The following is a 16,727-nucleotide window of genomic DNA, read 5'->3' as shown; positions in this document are numbered from 1 at the left end:
CCCGGGCATGTCAAGTGGGATCTAGGCGGGCACAAGCTCGTGATCAGGAGACGGTGATGGCGAAGAACAAAAGCCCGAAACGCGGCAGGCCGCCCAAGGACCTTGCCGGAGACGTCCAGGCGCGGATTCTCGATGCAGCCCAGCAGCTCTTTCTCGAGAAAGGCTTTCGGAGTGCCAGCATCGACGATATCTCCGAGTTGGCCCCTGCGAGCAAACCGACCATCTATGCTCATTTCCCCGGCAAGGAGGCGCTGTTCGTGGCGGTGGTGGCCCGGACCATCAACGGACTAACGGATTTCGAAGGGTTCACGCCGGCAGGCCGCACCATCCAGGAAAAGCTCACCAATCTCGGCATCGAGATCGTGGAGAGATTCGTCGAGGATACGTTGGACCTCACGCGCGCGACAATCGCCGAGGCGCGGCGATTTCCCGAGTTGAGCCGAAATGTTCACGACGCGGCGCGCGACCGCGCGGCTGGAGCGGTATCGCAACTCTTGAACGAGGCAACGCAGAGGGTCGCGCGCTCACCTAAAGGACCTTTCAGCGCAAAGCGGAGCGTAGCGACCGCGCAGATGTTCATGGATCTCATCCTGCTTCCGATGCTTATGAGATCTCTGATGGGTGAGGAACTGAAGGATCTCAGAAAAGAGCTGCCGACGTTCCTGCACGAACGGGTCAATTTCTTTCTTGCGGCTTGCGAGGTGGACTGGAGGCCGTGAATCAGCCACACCCCACCCCGCCCGCTATCCTTGCGGCACGGCTTCGGGACGTAAGTCGGCGCCGAGGTCGATCGACTGCTCCCACGGTACGTGATGCAGGGCGGCCGCGCAGAAATCCATCACCTCGTCAAACGCGGGCCGAACGGTAGCCGGCTTGATCCGCGACGGATTGAGATATCCGTCCATTGCTTCAAGCAAGCAACAAGTCATCACCATCGGACTTCCCGGTCGCAGTTCGCCGCTCGCCTGTCCGCCAGCAATGATCGTGCGCACGAGCCCCCGGATCCGGTCTGCGTAAGACAGCGCGACTGGCCAGCTCTCGCTTACCGCCGCAGCGACCAATTCGTGTAATTTGCTGTCGTTCTCCAGCCGGTGTTCGTGCAGTTGCGAGATTGCGCTCAAAGCGGCCGTTAGACGCTCCAGAGCCGAGCCGCTCAAGAGAGCCGCAAGCGTTGCGGCCGCGGAGACCTGTTCGAACAAATCAACCACGACCGCCTCTTCGATCGCCTGCTTTGAAGCGAAGAAGCGGTAGACGTTGGCGGGCGACATCGACGTTCCGCGAGCGATATCGGCGACGGTGGTCTTCCTGAACCCGATTTTGCGGTGCAATCGGATCGCGGCTTGGACGATCCGCTGACGAATGCACGGCGATCCGGCCGGAGGTATGCGTTCCTGCATCGCTCGGGACCTCAGTGAGATGGGATCGAATGCAGTTCACGTCGGCAAGCTTCGCCGAAGCCACGCAAAGGGTCCATTTCCTCCATGAACTCAGGAAGATCGCCAAATTCGCGGTTTGGTGACAGGTAGGTTTCGACAATCAGGCGACCTGCCCGCTCCGCGGCTTGAACCACTTGATCGCTGGACAGAATCCTCATCCGCCCTATGAGTGCATACAGATTGACCAATTGCGGAATCTCGGATTTGTCGCTGACGAGCGCGTCGGCGTAGACTCGGGAGGCTTCCTCGATGAAGCTTCGATAGAGCCGCTCGCGCTTGGAAATCGATCGGGCAGAGTGACGCTCGCGAAGCTTGCGGCGCCGGCTTACCCATCCAGTCACGATCGTGGAGATCGCTCCGAAGGCCGAGCCACCGAATGCGGCGAAAGCGGGAGCATAAATCGTGTTCATGCGATCATTCCTCATCTCTCGCGCCGCGGTCGCGGGTCGATCCCACGGTCCTGACCGAAGCAGCTTTCGCTGCGTGATCGAAAACAGCCCTGCAAGCATCGCTCAGGACTGATTTTCTTTGCCTGAGACAGGCCTCCACATTGGTGGCGTCGGGGATGTAGCTAAGGCATAGCCGGAAGGCGTCAGGCGCGCATGCGGCCCTCTGCTCGGAAGTGCCACGGTTCTCCTGCGCAAAGGCAGTCCCATTGCCGAACAAAGCCACCAGCATGACGACTAATGTGTACTTGAACATACAAAATCCTTTCTTCTGCCAGGCATCGCGCTTTCGAACGGGGAACGCAGCGTCATGCTCCGATTCCCCCGCCCGTCGAACTGCCTCAACACGAGCTTGTGAGTCTTCGCTCTTGACACACCCCGCGGTCTCGGATGTATACGAACTATACGGTTTAGTGTATTTATGGAGATGAGAATGTCAATCCTTTTGTGGCCCCTAAAGGAAAATCCGTGCCCGGGGCTTGCGCTCGCATCCCTGAACCTGGTCGTGGCTCTTTCTCTCGTTGGCCTGAGCCTGCTGCTGGGCGTAACGATATCCTTGCTTGCTGGGCTGCACGCGTTCGTCGGCGGGCGCTCCTGGATCGCGCCGAGGGGACTTCGGAACGGGAGCCGGGCGCGGTGAGCAGAGCATCCGCATTGTCGATGCGTACGCGCAGCTCGGTCGAGACCCGAGCATCCTTGCGGGGTTACTTTCTGTGGGTCGGCGGCGCATTGCTCGTGCTGCTCTTTGCAGCCAATTCCCTGCTGCCCGCGCCCGTGCCAAGCCAGCTCGTCGAATCGCATTCGACGTTTCCGCCGATCCGCATCGCCTCCGACCTGAAGGGACCGGAAGCAGTTGTCATCGATACCAGCCAGCCCGGTTTCCCGCCTGTGCTCCCGGATCGGGAGACCGAAGTCCCCTCGCCGCTCAGCTCTGCTGTGGCCGATGCTGTACAGCCGCCCGCATCAATGTCCAAGCAAGCCGATGCGAGTGACGGCAGCTCCGCAATCCCGACCCATGTCCGTGAAACGTTGGCGCAGTTGGATCCGGGAGTTTCCGATCAAGCCGGCTCACGCACGAGGCCAGTCGGGCTTGCCTCGGAACCACAGCGCAATTTCGTTCAGACTCGGTCCGAGAAGCGGCGGCCACCTACCCGGCATTCGAGTTTCGATAACGCTCTCGAATGGTGCGATTCACGAAGCCGCGGCCAAAGTTCGTGTCCATACGTGCTCATGCACCCTAGCACACGCCAATAAGGCCACCGGTCAACTTTCACGGACAGCCACTGGATTTACCTCATGTCGAAGAAGCGATTGATTGCGATTATCGTTTGGTCCGCCACGCTTGCTGCTACGGGCGCGAGAGCCGATGTCACCCACACATCTTTGGACGCCACAAATAGAAGCGTAGCCGCGCAAGGCGATGCCGATGAAGCGGTGATTCGTCGGCTGCTCGAGCAATTTCGCACCATAAAAATTCCACTCAGTCAGGCGGTAGCGATCGCCGAGCATCTACATGACGGTTCAAAAACTGCGGATGTTAGTTTTGAGATTTCCGGTCCGGCCATTTATCGGGTGCGGACGGTAGGCAATGAACGACTTTGGGAAAATGTCATAGATGCTAACACCGGAAGAGTGACAGAAAGGGAAGTTTCGTCATCGCTGAAGGAGCTCGACCGAGAGAATCTGGGCAAAATCATTGCCCTGAAGTCGGTTGAGCAAGAGCTGTCGGACGCCGTACGCATCGCCGAGAAAGCTGCAGAGGGAAGCGCTCTCGCCGGAGGCCTAACGAAGCAGGATGGCAAACTCAACTTCGTGGTCGTCGTCGCCAGTGGTGACCGCTTGAAAGAGATCATGCTCGAACCGCCCAGAGTCGGTAGGGAAAAGTCAGCTCGCCATTAGGCGCCGCCGACAGCCGCTATATGGCACATGGACGCGCCGCGTCGCCAGATCAGTGCCTGAGTCGATCGCCTCTCTGAACCACGCCCGCGTCTGGAAGCGCCTATCAAAATTCGGATTCATGTTGCTGAGCACACAAACCTACGCTGACCGGCTCCTCGAGCACAAGGAAGGCAAAGTGTCCGCTTCGCGCGCAACTAGCTGTCGTTCCTTCCATGCGGTTGACGATTATGCAGCCAAGCGGCGCTCCTCCTCGCCCCCCGCTTGATCACTACCTGAAGCCCTCTTCAGGAAGCGAGCCAGAGCCGCCTTGCGCGAATCGCGGTCCAGCGCGTAGGCGGTTTGCTTGAACTCAATGCCGTCCAGGAGCCCTTGAATGTAGCCAGAGATCGTGTCCGCAGCCATGATGAGCGCCGTGTCAAGCGTATGAATGTATTTGCTTGTCACCGAGCCCTTGGCATGGCCGACCAAGGCCGCGATGGTTACCTCGGTAAAACCGAGATCATTGGCGATGCTCGCGAAGCTATGACGTAGGACGTGCGGGGTCACATCCGAGAGCGGCGAGCCCTCGAAGACGAGCTTCCAATGATTCGGGAAGCTGCCAAACGTGTTGTCCTCACCCTGTCCTGGGAAAACGAATGTCCCGAATTTGAGGGTGCGCTGCCGTTCGAGATATTCGACAACAGGCAGCCCAATGGGACGAATGGATTCACCCTCCTTACTGTCTTCCAACCGCAAACAGCTGGCCTCGGTGTCCACCTCCTTCCATTTCAAGCCGATCATCTCGCTGCGCCGGCAGCCGGTCAGCGCAAGCTGACGAACGACGTCTACGACCGTGGTGTATTTCTCCTGCTTGGAGGCATCGCGCAGCATCCGACCCAGTATTCGATACTCCGCCTCCGAGAGCCGGCGCTTCCGCACGTTGTCCTTTGGCCTGCGGATGCCATGAGCTGGATTGCTCTCGATGATACCTGCTTCGACGGCGTAGGTAAGGATGCCACCAAGAAGGCCGACGGTGCGCGTGGCCGTTCCAGCGCCGCCTACTCTCGAGAGCAGACATACGAGTAGCCGGCGCCTAGGCCTGTTAAGGGGCCAACGGACTAAACCGCGGTAACGTCATGCTCTCGCCGAGCCTGCTCTCCCGCGGTTTTCCTCCCTTGGAGGTTTGCGGACGCCGGCCCCGTGCCCGCGGCTCCACCTTCATGGGGCCGGCATCCGAAAACCTTCACAAAACCGGAAGTCTTACCTGCTCTGGCCTCACGTCTGCCTTACCCTGAAGGCGGACGTCGCCAGCTCCGCTAGCCGCTGACAGGATGCACGCTCAGCAGTCCGCCTAGCCGACCGCTCAGCTCTGGCATTGTGCCTTATCGCGTAGGAATCCCTCAATGGCGCTCGCCACGGCATCCGGCAGTTCTTCGTGGATCGCAAGCTTGCCTGCGGCCAGCTTCGTGACCTGAACATGAGCGTTGGGAACCTCGGCAAGTGATTCCATTTCGGCGCGAGACTTTGGGGGCGTCTCTTTACCGTAAATGACGAGGATTGGCACGGCTGCTTGCCGAGCAAGATCGAGGAAAGCGGAACGACTATCCACGCGATCAAGTGCACCAGTCACGAAGCGCACCGAGCCGTGCCGAGCGCCGGGTGTGCGCGTGACGGCGAGCTTGTCGGCAAGACGCTCTCCGGTTAGCCAGTCGGGATCGCTGTAGACGTGCTGGCGCGCCATCTTCTGGATGACGAAGCGACTGACATTGAGCCGGTAGAGCAATGGACCGACGAGCGGGTGATCGACGGCCGCGCGCACGCAGGTGAACCACGAACGATTGCTGCCCATCATGGTAGGCAGCGGACCGCGCCAGGTCGGCGCAATCAGCACGAGACGATCGATCGTGCCCGGCTGGTAAACCGCCTGATAGAGCGCATAAGTAGCGGCATGGCCGGCTGCCACGACGCTATGCGGGCGCGGGACGATCTCGTTCAGGAACCAGTTGAGGAACGCCGACAGGATCTCCGGCGACCAATCATCACGCGGACGTGGCCGATTGCCGAAGCCCGGCCAGTCGACTGCCGAGACATGGAACTGCGACGAGAGCCGGTCGAGCAGGGAATGCATTTCCCGACGCGTCGAGATCGAGCTCAAGGCCGGCAGCAACACAACGGATGGCCCGGTACCAGCCTCGTCCATGCCGAGCGCGATCTCCCCGTGCTCCCACTTGCAAATGATCGTCCGCTCCATTGCTCGATCCGAACCGCTTATAGCGCCTTGGGTTGCGGCTCGACTTCCGCCGCAGGAATCGTCTTCTCTGGCGCCGGCAGCAGGCGCGCCGCGTTGAGGATAAAGACCAACTCAGAGACGACATGGATCGCCGCAGCGAGCAGCGGATTGAGGAAGCCGAAGGCGGCGAGCACAATGCCGAGCGCATCGATCCCAATCGTTCCGGCAAAGTTCTGCCAGATGATGCCGCGTGTCTGCTTCGCAACCGCCAGCGTCTCGACGAAGCGCTCGAGGTCGTTGCCGAGCAGCACCACGTCGGCGCTCTCCCGCGCCACGTCGGTGCCGGATCCCATGGCCACGCCGACATTGGCGTCGGCCAGCGCTGGAGCATCGTTGACGCCGTCGCCCACCATGGCGACTACGCGCTTGGCCGCCACGAGCGCCCGGATGCGCGAGAGCTTGTCTTCCGGCAGGAGTTCGGCCTCGATTGTTTCGATTCCAAGCGCCGCGCCAACGGAGTTTGCCACCTGCCTGGTATCGCCGGTGAGCAGGACCGTGTGAAGACCCATGTCGCGGAGCGCCTCTATCGCCCGCTTGGCCTCAGGACGGATCGTGTCGGCCACGACAATTGCGCCTAAAAGCCGGCCGTTGCGGGCGACCAGAACCTCCGAACCAGACTCGTCCGCCAATCCGGCGGCCGGCACGTCAATGCAGTTGTCGGCCATCCACGTACGATTGCCGACCAGGATGGTGCCCTCGCTGACTTGCGTCGCGATGCCTCGTCCTGGCGTATAGGCGAAGCTTGACGGCTCGACGACCTCGCGACCCAGCCGGCGCGCATAGGCGACGATCGCTTTGCCGAGCGGATGCTCGGAGCGCAGCTCGGCCGTTGCCGCCGCATCGAGAAGCTCCTTGTCCCCAGCCTGGGCGACCGGCATGACCCGTTGCACCTCCGGCCGGCCGAAGGTCAGCGTGCCGGTCTTGTCGAGCACAACGGTGTCCACCTGCCCGAGCGTCTCCAGATGGACGCCGCCCTTAACGATGGCGCCGAGCCGGGCCGAGCGGCCAATGCCGCCGAGGATCGCGAGCGGCGTGCCGGCGGCAATGCCGCAGGCGCCGGCGACGATGATAACCGAGATCGTGGAGTAGATGTTACGCGTGATCAGGAAGGTGAGTACCGCGGCGCCAAGCGCGAAGTAGACGAGATAGCCCGCCATGCGATCAGCCAAGCGCTGCACCGGCGCGCGCGACTTTTCGGCGCGCTCGACCGCTTCAATGATCTTGCCATAACTCGTATCGCGGCCGATCCGCTCGGCTGCGACTTCGAGCGCGCCAGACTGGTTGATTGAGCCGGCGAAGACATGCGCGCCAGCCACCTTCTCGACCGGCATCGACTCGCCGGTGATGCGAGATTCATCGACAAATGAGTGGCCGGACCGCACCGCGCCGTCGACCGGTATCCGTCCGCCAGGCTCGACCAGGATGGCGTCTCCGACCGATAATTCCTCCGCCGAGACCGATCGGATCGTGCCCGCCCTGCGCACCGAGACCTCGCGCGGCAGGAATTCGAGCAGGTCGCGGATAGCCTTGCGGCCGCGCCCGACCGTTAGGCCCTCCAGCACCTCCGCAACCAGGACGAAGAGCGTGATGACGAGCGCCGTGAAGAACTCGCCAATCGCCGCCGCCGCAACGATGGCGATGGTCATCGATAGCTCCATCGTCATGCGCCGCTCGGCAATGTTCTCGAACGCTTCCTTCAGGATCGGCCAGCCGCCGATCAGGAGGCCGATGATCCCGATGACGCTGACCGCCGAGAACGGCTCCCAAACACGAAACCAGACCGCTGCCGCCGCGATCGCCACGAGACCTATTCGAACAGTCTCCGGCCACTCGAATGTATGCTCGTGATCGTGCTCAGGGTCGTGATCGTCGCGATCATGGTGGTGATACGCACGAGGATGCGGCTCTGCCGCCGGCGCTTTTACGCGTGCTTCGGCCTCATTTGCCAGCTGGTGGTGCGCTGTATCGTGAACGACCATAAGGGCGAACTCCGATTCTACTTGAGATAGGCGCGAACGACATCGATCAGTTCGCCGGCGCCTTCATTGCGTTGCTTCTGGTCGAGGACCTGATCGACCAGGTGAAGTCGGATGTGGTCCTCGATTACTTCCGCCATCAGACCGTTGACGGCGCCGCGTACGCCCGCGATGAGCTGCAGCACATCGGCGCAGCCCTTTTCTTCCTCCAGCGCGCGCTCGACGGCCTCTATCTGGCCACGAATGCGGCGCGCGCGGTTGAGCAGCTTCTGTTTCTCACGGGTCGTGTGCGACATCCGGTGCTCCGTTGTTTAGTATAGTATACCCCCCTATGATATAATCCAGGGTGAAATAGTTTGCTTGCCGCTCAGAGGCGAGTTGCGCTTGGAGCGCTTGCAGCCCTGCGAGGCGCTGCTCGGCCGGCTAGGTCGGCGCGCCTTCGACGCCCTACGACGCGAAGCGGCGAGATGGCCGACCAAAGCAAAGCGGGCAAGCGACGATACAGAGAGGTCTTAGGGGCATTCGCGGCGCGCCGACATCACCGACCTGCCATGACCCGGACCGACTGCATGGAAAGCGAAGCGCCGCACACAAACGAAATGCCAAACAGGCCCTACACCGCGGACACCCTGCTCGCCCGGATGAGGCCCGACAGCGAGCGGTAGAAGGCTGCCTGCTCGGCGAACATCCAGCCCATGAAGTTAGAGGCCGGCGCAGCGGCGGCGGGATGAGGAGCGCCAAATGGCGCGCCCTTGGCCGACGCGATATCGGTGGCACTGGGCGCAACGATCGCCATTAGCACAGCCAAGACGAGAACGCGCGACCTGGTCACGGGCACTTTACCAGGATCTTGTTAGCAAAGGTCTCGCCATAGGTGCTGGAAGGGTCGAGCGGGACGACATCGAGCTGGCTGAGCCGTGCCTGTTCGGCCGGTGTCGGCTGGCGCGGCAAATCGTAGGTGAGCACGCAATGCGGCGCGCCAGTCAGGGACACCGGCTTGTCCTTGGCGAACTCGAAATCCACGAAGATGGAGGGATCATAGATCTCGATTTGCGTTGCCTTCGCTGGGGCCGCCGCCTTCAACGGCAAGGTGAAATGCAGTGTGAGAGCAGCATTCTTGTAGTCGAGCCAGTAGTCGACCGGATCCGAAAACTTCAGCTTCTTGCCGTCGGCGCGCGCGTAGGTGAAGTAGGCATACTCCTTCAGCGAATCGACGTTGGTCTGCGCGAGCGAGGCCAGCTCTTTGCGCGTGTACTGGCCTTTCTCGGCGTGTGCGATGCCCTGAAGCGCATAGGCGGAAAACATATCGTCGAAGGTCCAGGCGTGGCGAATGCCCGTCATGGTGCCATCCGCCGCATAAAGCACTTCGCTGTGGAAGGAGACCCAGACGTGAGGATGCGCCTGCGCGCGGTGGATGGATAGCGCGAGCAGGAGCATCGCGCAGAAGGAAGGACAGAGTCGTTTCATCATGGCTATTTTGCCCGGTCGGAAAGCCGGTGGTGAACGCCGCAAGCGCCGAGTTCCGTGAGGAGATGCCGGATGCGGCCATGTTCCGTCATCCGGCCGCTTCTTCTCGATGGAGCGGGCCCTTTCCGCACTTTTGCCTCCCTTCTGTAGCGCGAGCGTCCCGCCCCTCGCCGGCCGCATCGGCGGGCGGGAATATGCTGTCGTAGATCGCGCGGGCCTTCCGGATCAGACGCGCCCGCTCGAGTTCGGATTTAGAAACAAATCCTACGATCTCGCCCATCTGCATTCCCTTTAGGCGCAGCAAGCCTCAAAGCCTTGCCTTAGCAGGTCCTTCGGCAGATCACGCCCGATGAAAACAAGCCGTGTCTGGCGCGTCTCCTGTTCCTTCCACGGACGTCGACTTCCGCCTTCAATGAGCATGTGGACGCTTTGGACGACGAACTGCCGATCGTCATCCTCTATTGATGCGATGCCCTTCATGCGCAGGATGTCCGTCCCGTAACGCTGGGTGACATCCTGAATCCATGGCACGAACCGATTGGGCTTCATCGGTCGATCCGCGACCAGGGACAGGCTGCCGATCCTTTCGTCGTGTTCGTGCTCGTGTTCTTCAATGAGGAACCGCGGCTCGACTTCGAGGATGCGATCGAGATTGAAGGCATCTCGTCCCAATACTTGGGCGAGATCGATACCACAGCGCTCCGTTCTGTGAATTCTTGCGTGTGGGTTGATGTTTCGGATGCGACGTTCGACCTTTGCGAGGCCGCCCGCATCGACAAGGTCGACCTTGTTGACGAGAACGATGTCAGCGAACGCGAGTTGTTCCTGCGCTTCCGGCGCGCGATCGATCTGTTCGAGGAGATGCCTGGCATCCGCGACGGTAATGATGGCGTCGAGCTTTGTCTTGCGGCGGACGTCCTCGTCGACAAAGAACGTCTGCGCCACCGGCGCGGGATCTGCGAGCCCCGTAGTCTCGACGACAATGCCGTCGAAGCCGCGGCTGCGCCGCATCAACCCCGCGATGATGCGAATGAGGTCGCCGCGGACCGTGCAGCAGATGCAGCCGTTGTTCATCTCGAAAATCTCCTCGTCCGCGTCGACGATGAGATCGTTGTCGATGCCGACCTCTCCGAATTCGTTCACGATCACCGCAAACCGCTTGCCGTGCGTCTCGGAGAGAATGCGGTTCAGCAGCGTGGTCTTCCCGGAGCCGAGATAGCCGGTCAGAACCGTGACGGGGATCCGGGGTGCAGCATCGGCCATGGTGTTCTTTTCTCCTCGTGCCTCGTGGGCGGCGCTTTTCGCCATATCGTCGGGATCGCTCATCTGCGCACGGTTGGCTTCGGGTCGGGATCGAGCGGAACGACGCCTTAGCAACCTGATGGGAAATGCCACCCCGAGTCGTTGCCACCCGGGTGTGTAATGTTATAACGTTACATGTGGTCGGGAGAAGACGCAAGGGATGTCAGTCAAGCGATTCGGAGAGGCCCTTTTGTTCCGGCAGTGTCGCGACACCCCAGTACTTGCCGACGCGTGCAAAAATGCTTCGAAACGGGAGAATTGATCCGGTGCGGTTAAGGTCCGTCCTTCTGATCTGCGGCCTGTTCATTTTCGCCATCGCTTTATTGGCGTCGCAGTCTTTTGCCGCGCGGCAATCATCGGATGTTCCGGCTTGGCTGAGAGCCCATGTCGGTGAAGGCGAAGGTCAAATCGCAGAAGTGGTCTTGCAGAGGGCGCGCGCGCTTTACCAGCAAAAAGTCAGCCAAGGCGCGGTTAAAAATCCCTGCTACTTCGCCATGGACGCTACGCGTCCCAACAATTTAAGCAATGGCAAATTGGGGGGCCGATTCTACGTCATCTGCGAAGATGACGGTCGGCCTCGTCGGCAACAATCTCCTCAACGAGAACATCCGCAATTCCGTGCCCTACGCCAAGGACCAGGTCCTGCTGCCGGGCCTCGGCGTGCGGGCGTTTGCGAATTTGAAGTTTTGAGCCGAAAGGAGAACTACCTCTTACAGCCGGAGGAGGCCTCAGGATGAATCGACGAGGTGAGGCAGTAACGGCTGCCGGCTCGCACGTTATTGGCGCCGACACCCGCCCCCGGAATGCTACAGAGCTCGCGAGCTGCGGCTGGCTCGTCGAAGTTAACTTAATTTCGGAACGCGAGCCTGATCTGAGGATCTTCGTAGTTGGAACACAGGAGGCCAGTGAGGCGGAAGAGGCAATCCTGCGCTATCCCGGTCTCGTTCGCGAAGACAAGAGGACCGCGCGGCGAAGCCTTTCCGAACATGAGATCGCGCGTCTCGGACTGAGAGCGGGTGGGGTGAGGCCGTATATTATAGGGCCTGCCGAAAGGGATGATCGCTAGGCAAGTTCTGGATCGATATTGCCAAAACTAGCTCCGAGGTAGGAGCATCGATGTCCGCTGCGCGTCTTCGCCGTGTAAAACCAGTGTCACGGGAGGTCGGTTCTGAGAGCCAGGAGCTGCCGGTCTCTCAGGCGGCGATCGCAGCGATCAGCGACTTGATGCCGATAATGTTAATAATCCAACGAGAGTCGCATTTCGCGCGATCCGCGCTTGGCGAGCGATGAATGAAGGGTGAGAGACATGGCAGGCGCAGCATGCGGGCGCGAGAACCGGATTTCGGCAAGTTTCGCAACCGCAATCCGGGCCTCCAGCAGAAATCCCAGACGCTCTCAGCGACTCGCGCATCTCACATCTGGTCGCCTCAGGTTGAGTGATGAGTTTGGCGTAACAGCTACGCCGCCAAACGGCGCTCCTCCTCGATCTCCTCCGGGTCACTACACGAAGCCCTCTTCAGGAATCGGGCGAGAGCAGCTTTCCGTGAATCACGGTCCAAGGCGTAGGCGGTTTGCTTGAACTCAATGCCGTCAAGGAGCCCTTGAATGTAGCCTGAGATCGTGTCCGCGGCCATGATGAGCGCCGTGTCAAGCGTATGGATGTATTTGCTCGTCACCGAACCCTTTGCATGGCCTACCAGCGCCGCGATGGTCACCTCGGTAAAACCAAGATCGTTGGCGATGCTCGCGAAGCTATGACGCAGGACGTGGGGAGTTATGTCGGATAGCGGGGAGTCCTCGAAGAGATGCTTCCAATGGTTCGGGAAGCTGCCGAACGCGTTGTCCTCACCCAGCCCTGGGAAGACGTATGTGCCTACACCGTCGGTGTGCTGCCGCTCGAGATATTCGACGACTGGGAGCCCAATGGGACGGATGGATTCACCCTCCTTGCTGTCCTCCAATCGCAAGCAACTCGACTCGATGTCCGCTTCCGTCCATTTCAAGCCGATCATCTCGCTGCGTCGGCAGCCGGTCAGCGCAAGCTGGCGAATGATGTCCGCGATCGTGGCGTATTTCTCCTGCTTGGCGGCGTCGCGGAGCATCCGACCGAGTATTCGGTACTCCGCCTCCGATAGCCGACGCTTACGCACCTTGTCCTTTGGCTTGCGGACGCCATGGGCCGGGTTGCTTTCGATAATGCCTGCTTCGACCGCATAGGTAAGAATGCCGCCAAGAAGACCAACTGTGCGGGTGGCCGTTCCAGCGCCGCCGCGAACGATGGCCTTTCCGCGCAGCTTCTTAGTCTTGACCGAAACCCGCGTCTTTCCTGCCATGATGTCCTTGAGGACCTTGTTGATGTCGGTCTTGGTGAGATCCTTGACCCGGCGGGTCCCTATGAGCGGAATGATGTGACGCTCAATGCGGCCGGTGTCGGTGACAATCGTTGAGGCCTTCTTCGGTCGCCCGCCTTTTCCGAGGATAAGCCCGGCCTGGAGATCAGCGAGATAGCGGGTGCACAGCTCCTTCACAGTGATCGCCTTGTGATCAAGCTGTCGATCTTCGACCGGATCCTCACCCCCAGCGACGCGACCGAGTTGCACCTTCGCCTCTCGACGCGCCGTCTCTGGCGCCCAGGCGCCGTGAAGTCCAATTGTGTAGCGACGCGAGCGACCTCCTATGCGATACTGGATGACGTAGCTGCGCTTGCCGGTACTAAAGACCCGGAGTCCGAAGCCCGGCAGTTCGTCATCCCAGATGACGTAGTCCTTCTCTTTGGCTTCTGCCGCCTCGACAACCCTCTTTGTGATCTTGACCATGACATTCCTTCGTTCCGGGCACGATCTCTCGCGTAAGCAGGACGTAAGCACGCGGGAGAAAATCGATGCGTGTTTTCGGATAGGAACGTCGCTTGTTGAGTTGATAATATCCAGTTACTTCAGCTGGATAGCGTAGCACAGCGTGCCCTATCGCATTTTTTGGATGGGCACGTTATCTTGCTCCGAAGGCAAAGGTCACACGTTCGAATCGTGTCGGGTGCGCCATTCTGGAATGGCCTGAAAAGAAGGCGTTTCTAGCAATTAAGGCCCTCCTGTCCCAGCGCCCGAAAAGCTCGCTGTCACAACCGTGTCACAGCGAGAAAAAACATGGCCACGATCAGGCAACGAGGCAAAAAATGGCAGGTTCAGGTTAGGCGGACATGCTCCGGGGCCGTGTCCAAGTCCTTCCTTAGAAGGAAGGACGCGGACGCTTGGGCGAGGCAAATGGAGATTCGGGCGGACCGCTCCGATTTGCCTCCCGATGGCGGCGCTCTCAAGTCCATCCGACTAGCCGACCTCATCCACCGTTATCGGAATGAAGTAACTCCCAAAAAGCGCGGGGCGAGGATGGAAGACTCTGTGCTTGCACAAATGCTCTGCGACCGATCTGCAAATTGCCGCTTTCCCAACTGGGGACCGCTGACTTCGCCCGTTATCGCGAGCGCCGATTGGCTTGCATCGCTCCTACGACGCTCAAACGACAACTCAACCCGGTCCAACACATGTTCGAAGTCGCAAAGCGCGATTGGGGGATTCCGATTAGAGAGAATCCCGTCAAAGCGCTTTGCTTCTCTGCGGCGACGCGCATGAGGACTCGTCGGCTACGCCCTGGAGAGTTGAACAGGTTGTTGAAGGTTGCGCGCGCGCCGTAGCGCCATTATTGCGCAGATCATCCAATTTGCGCTCGCTACCGGTATGAGGCGGGGCGAAATCGCCAACATGCGGTGGAAAGACCTCGACCTCAAAAGGCGCTTTCTAACTATACCGGTCACCAAAAACGGTCATGCGAGAACGATCCCGCTTTCAATCGACGCGATCAGGTCGTTACCCCGCCGCTCTCCAATAGACGGCCGCGTCTTTCCGATGACCGGGAACGCCATACATCTGGCTTGGGATCGCATTACCAAGCGGGCTGGAGTTGATGACCTACGGTTCCATGACCTACGTCATGAAGCGATCAGCCGGTTCTTCGAACTAGGACTGACTATTCCAGAGATAGCAACCATCAGCGGTCACCGCGACGCTACAATGTTGCTCAGGTACGCTCACGCATCGTCGAGTGCGGTGTTCAAGAAGCTCAATCGCATGGCTGCTTGAAGTGTAGTCTTTAGAGCTTCCGATAGGTAACGTGCGCCGTGGCGAACGGAATCCCCGCTCGCCCGGCGCTACCACGAACGATGCACGCCCGCTCATCAATCGCATAAAACCAATCGTCGAAGTTCAGCTTGAACGACTTGCCATCGCCGTCCGGTGTGTCGCGCGTGTACTTCCAATGGAGGGCACACCCCGCTTGCTCGCCGGTAGCTCCGCCTTCCAGCCGATTTATTGGGCCTTCGCCCCTCTTGTGGATAGTCACGCTATGACGGTCACTCGAAAAGACTATGGCTCGGCTTCTGCATCTAGCGCGCCCTGCCGACACAGCTTAGCGCAGAATAAATTCCAAGCGATTAGGACGATCAGTCGAGCATCTTCGCTCTTTTTAACGATCTAGGTCGAAAGCAGGACCGACGTGCAGCGGAAAGCCACAAGATCGAAAAAGCCAAGCGCTCGGGCGCGGCGCAACCTGCTGCAATCACGCTTTGCCTTCCAACCGTCGTTCCGCATCGAATACCTCCACTATCCAGCTGACCATGACGCTTGGCGCTTCTGGATGCTGATGGATAGAGTGGATCAAATGGGTTGCTCCCAGTCGCGAGCGAAGGGTAACTATCTTGGCCCGATTTGCATCTGGTGCCGACTCGAATGACGCATCACATCGAGCCGCGCCGAAGGCTAGTTCGCGACCGAAAACCGGCCGAATTAGAGAAGGCAAAAATAGGCACCCAACTGCTATGAGTACGATCACAGACTGAATGACGTGCGCAATTCCCAATTCTTTAGAAAGCATGAGAGTCACTGAAAGAAGAAGGAAAATAACCATCGTGCTCGGCCTATATACAAATTCATACACGAATCTAAGCAGGCGGTTAGCAATTGCTCCTGCAGCTAAGCTTAACGCAGCTTCATCATCGACACCTCTTAGAACTAGCAAATGGTTATCTATTAACTTGGCATCCCAGCTGGTCGCTTCCACCAGACGACGTGGCCTTAGTTGCCAAGATGTCGGATGCTGCAGATTGAGCGGATTAATCAGCAACGAATGAAGTTTGTTTCCGAGGTACCAGCTCACTACACCAAAGGCGAGAACGAAAACGGATTGAGTCTTCAGATGCCAGTCAAGAACGCCAATGTAGTTGTAGAAATCGATTAGGTCCCGCATACTTTCATTCAGCGATTCCAAAGCGTTCAAGGTAGCGTCGGACTCAGCAGCATCGATCTTACGAACGTACGTTTTTCGGACTCTGTAGAACTGAAGGATGGATCCCCACACTAAACTATCGGCCCATGATAGCGTCATAAACACAAAGAAACGCAGCGTACCTAACGAAAACCTGTACTCACGATTGGTCTCGAAAAGCTCGAGAAAAGGCGTTGCAAGCGTGGCAACGAAAACGTTTGATCGATCTTCTAACTTCGAGACCGCCTGCATAGCTACGTTACCCCCATGACTGTGGGCGATTATTAGAATCGCACAATCCGGGGAAGAATGGGCTTCTACATAGAATTTGAGTTCGCAGGCAGCTTTCGCCCGCTCTAATACCGAGTTCGATCCGCTCCAGTTAAAAACTGAAACTTCGATGGAAAGATTTGGAAGCTTGTTGCGGCATTCGGATATCAGCGAACTGACAAAGCCCGATTGTCGGTGGCACCATGCTGCCGAGGGTACCTTTCGGAAAATGCCTCGACCCCAGGTACCATGAACTAGAATAACACGCAGTTTTAGGGTCTGTACCTAATTAGCGCACTCTGATTCCCTTGGACCGAACTGATTCGGCACGGGGGACTTCGATGCGCAA

The 16,727-nt window shown here is 59.3% G+C and carries 16 protein-coding genes and 3 pseudogenes; 5 read left to right on the top strand and 14 right to left on the bottom strand.

Features of this window, described 5'->3' with window-relative positions; translation table 11 throughout:
• The first annotated feature begins 56 nt into the window (after nucleotides 1-56).
• A complete protein-coding gene (locus AC5ZG5_RS35330; RefSeq protein ID WP_456646387.1) occupies nucleotides 57-719 on the top strand; it encodes a TetR/AcrR family transcriptional regulator in 663 nt (220 codons plus the stop codon).
• Between the two features lie 24 nt (nucleotides 720-743).
• Here AC5ZG5_RS35330 and AC5ZG5_RS35325 read toward each other — a convergent pair whose 3' ends face one another.
• Genes AC5ZG5_RS35325 through AC5ZG5_RS35315 form a run of 3 tightly spaced genes read right to left on the bottom strand, consistent with a single transcriptional unit; the run spans nucleotide 744 to nucleotide 2,138 of the window.
• Nucleotides 744-1,397, bottom strand: coding sequence for a TetR/AcrR family transcriptional regulator (locus AC5ZG5_RS35325; protein WP_456646388.1), 654 nt, complete (start codon nucleotides 1,395-1,397; stop codon nucleotides 744-746).
• A gap of 11 nt (nucleotides 1,398-1,408) precedes the next feature.
• A complete protein-coding gene (locus tag AC5ZG5_RS35320) occupies nucleotides 1,409-1,846 on the bottom strand; it encodes a hypothetical protein (RefSeq protein WP_456646389.1) in 438 nt (145 codons plus the stop codon).
• A 4-nt stretch (nucleotides 1,847-1,850) separates the two neighbouring features.
• Nucleotides 1,851-2,138 carry a hypothetical protein gene (locus AC5ZG5_RS35315; protein ID WP_456646390.1) on the bottom strand — a complete coding sequence of 96 codons (288 nt, stop codon included), beginning with the start codon at nucleotides 2,136-2,138 and terminating at the stop codon, nucleotides 1,851-1,853.
• Nucleotides 2,139-3,178: 1,040 nt separating this feature from the next.
• Between AC5ZG5_RS35315 and AC5ZG5_RS35310 the strand changes: the two genes are divergently transcribed.
• On the top strand, nucleotides 3,179-3,781 hold the full coding sequence (locus AC5ZG5_RS35310; RefSeq protein ID WP_456646391.1) for a PepSY domain-containing protein: 603 nt from the start codon (nucleotides 3,179-3,181) through the stop codon (nucleotides 3,779-3,781).
• A gap of 225 nt (nucleotides 3,782-4,006) precedes the next feature.
• Here the strand turns inward: AC5ZG5_RS35310 and AC5ZG5_RS35305 are convergent.
• The 8 genes and pseudogenes from AC5ZG5_RS35305 to AC5ZG5_RS35270 all read right to left on the bottom strand — a co-directional run.
• A pseudogene (locus AC5ZG5_RS35305) lies at nucleotides 4,007-4,819 on the bottom strand (tyrosine-type recombinase/integrase); the annotation flags it as partial.
• A gap of 304 nt (nucleotides 4,820-5,123) precedes the next feature.
• A complete protein-coding gene (locus tag AC5ZG5_RS35300) occupies nucleotides 5,124-6,011 on the bottom strand; it encodes an alpha/beta fold hydrolase (RefSeq protein WP_456646392.1) in 888 nt (295 codons plus the stop codon).
• A gap of 17 nt (nucleotides 6,012-6,028) precedes the next feature.
• Entirely contained in the window at nucleotides 6,029-8,029 is a 2,001-nt protein-coding gene (locus tag AC5ZG5_RS35295; RefSeq protein WP_456646393.1) for a heavy metal translocating P-type ATPase, read from the bottom strand.
• 17 nt (nucleotides 8,030-8,046) lie between these two features.
• Entirely contained in the window at nucleotides 8,047-8,322 is a 276-nt protein-coding gene (locus AC5ZG5_RS35290) for a metal/formaldehyde-sensitive transcriptional repressor (protein ID WP_456646394.1), read from the bottom strand.
• A 317-nt stretch (nucleotides 8,323-8,639) separates the two neighbouring features.
• Nucleotides 8,640-8,858, bottom strand: coding sequence for a hypothetical protein (locus AC5ZG5_RS35285; protein ID WP_456646395.1), 219 nt, complete (start codon nucleotides 8,856-8,858; stop codon nucleotides 8,640-8,642).
• Nucleotides 8,855-9,496 carry a DUF1007 family protein gene (locus AC5ZG5_RS35280; RefSeq protein ID WP_456646396.1) on the bottom strand — a complete coding sequence of 214 codons (642 nt, stop codon included), beginning with the start codon at nucleotides 9,494-9,496 and terminating at the stop codon, nucleotides 8,855-8,857. Before AC5ZG5_RS35280 ends, AC5ZG5_RS35285 begins: the two co-directional genes overlap by 4 nt.
• Before the next feature lie 85 nt (nucleotides 9,497-9,581).
• On the bottom strand, nucleotides 9,582-9,773 hold the full coding sequence (locus tag AC5ZG5_RS35275) for a hypothetical protein (protein WP_456646397.1): 192 nt from the start codon (nucleotides 9,771-9,773) through the stop codon (nucleotides 9,582-9,584).
• A gap of 11 nt (nucleotides 9,774-9,784) precedes the next feature.
• Nucleotides 9,785-10,756, bottom strand: coding sequence for a CobW family GTP-binding protein (locus tag AC5ZG5_RS35270; RefSeq protein WP_496138724.1), 972 nt, complete (start codon nucleotides 10,754-10,756; stop codon nucleotides 9,785-9,787).
• A gap of 305 nt (nucleotides 10,757-11,061) precedes the next feature.
• Here AC5ZG5_RS35270 and AC5ZG5_RS35265 point away from each other — a divergent pair.
• Both AC5ZG5_RS35265 and AC5ZG5_RS35260 read left to right on the top strand, forming a co-directional pair.
• Nucleotides 11,062-11,358: pseudogene (locus tag AC5ZG5_RS35265) on the top strand (hypothetical protein); the annotation flags it as partial.
• Entirely contained in the window at nucleotides 11,321-11,485 is a 165-nt protein-coding gene (locus AC5ZG5_RS35260) for a hypothetical protein (protein WP_456646403.1), read from the top strand. The pseudogene AC5ZG5_RS35265 and the gene AC5ZG5_RS35260, both read left to right, overlap by 38 nt.
• A gap of 767 nt (nucleotides 11,486-12,252) precedes the next feature.
• On the opposite strand, the gene AC5ZG5_RS35255 is transcribed toward AC5ZG5_RS35260, so the two are convergent.
• A complete protein-coding gene (locus AC5ZG5_RS35255) occupies nucleotides 12,253-13,611 on the bottom strand; it encodes a tyrosine-type recombinase/integrase (RefSeq protein WP_456646398.1) in 1,359 nt (452 codons plus the stop codon).
• An 855-nt stretch (nucleotides 13,612-14,466) separates the two neighbouring features.
• On the opposite strand from AC5ZG5_RS35255, the gene AC5ZG5_RS35250 reads away from it, so the two are divergent.
• Nucleotides 14,467-14,928 carry a site-specific integrase gene (locus tag AC5ZG5_RS35250; protein ID WP_456646399.1) on the top strand — a complete coding sequence of 154 codons (462 nt, stop codon included), beginning with the start codon at nucleotides 14,467-14,469 and terminating at the stop codon, nucleotides 14,926-14,928.
• Between the two features lie 10 nt (nucleotides 14,929-14,938).
• Here the strand turns inward: AC5ZG5_RS35250 and AC5ZG5_RS35245 are convergent.
• Together AC5ZG5_RS35245 and AC5ZG5_RS35240 are read right to left on the bottom strand one after the other, a co-directional pair.
• Nucleotides 14,939-15,184 (bottom strand): annotated as a pseudogene (locus AC5ZG5_RS35245) (DUF3833 family protein); the annotation flags it as partial.
• Nucleotides 15,185-15,403: 219 nt separating this feature from the next.
• Nucleotides 15,404-16,360: a hypothetical protein gene (locus tag AC5ZG5_RS35240; protein WP_456646400.1), complete on the bottom strand. Its 957-nt coding sequence runs from the start codon at nucleotides 16,358-16,360 to the stop codon at nucleotides 15,404-15,406.
• Nucleotides 16,361-16,727 lie beyond the last annotated feature (367 nt).

The sequence above is a fragment of the Bradyrhizobium sp. Ses1 genome, from assembly GCF_059512365.1.
Note: the sequence above shows the minus strand (reverse complement) of the source record. Positions and strands in the feature narration are given on the sequence as shown.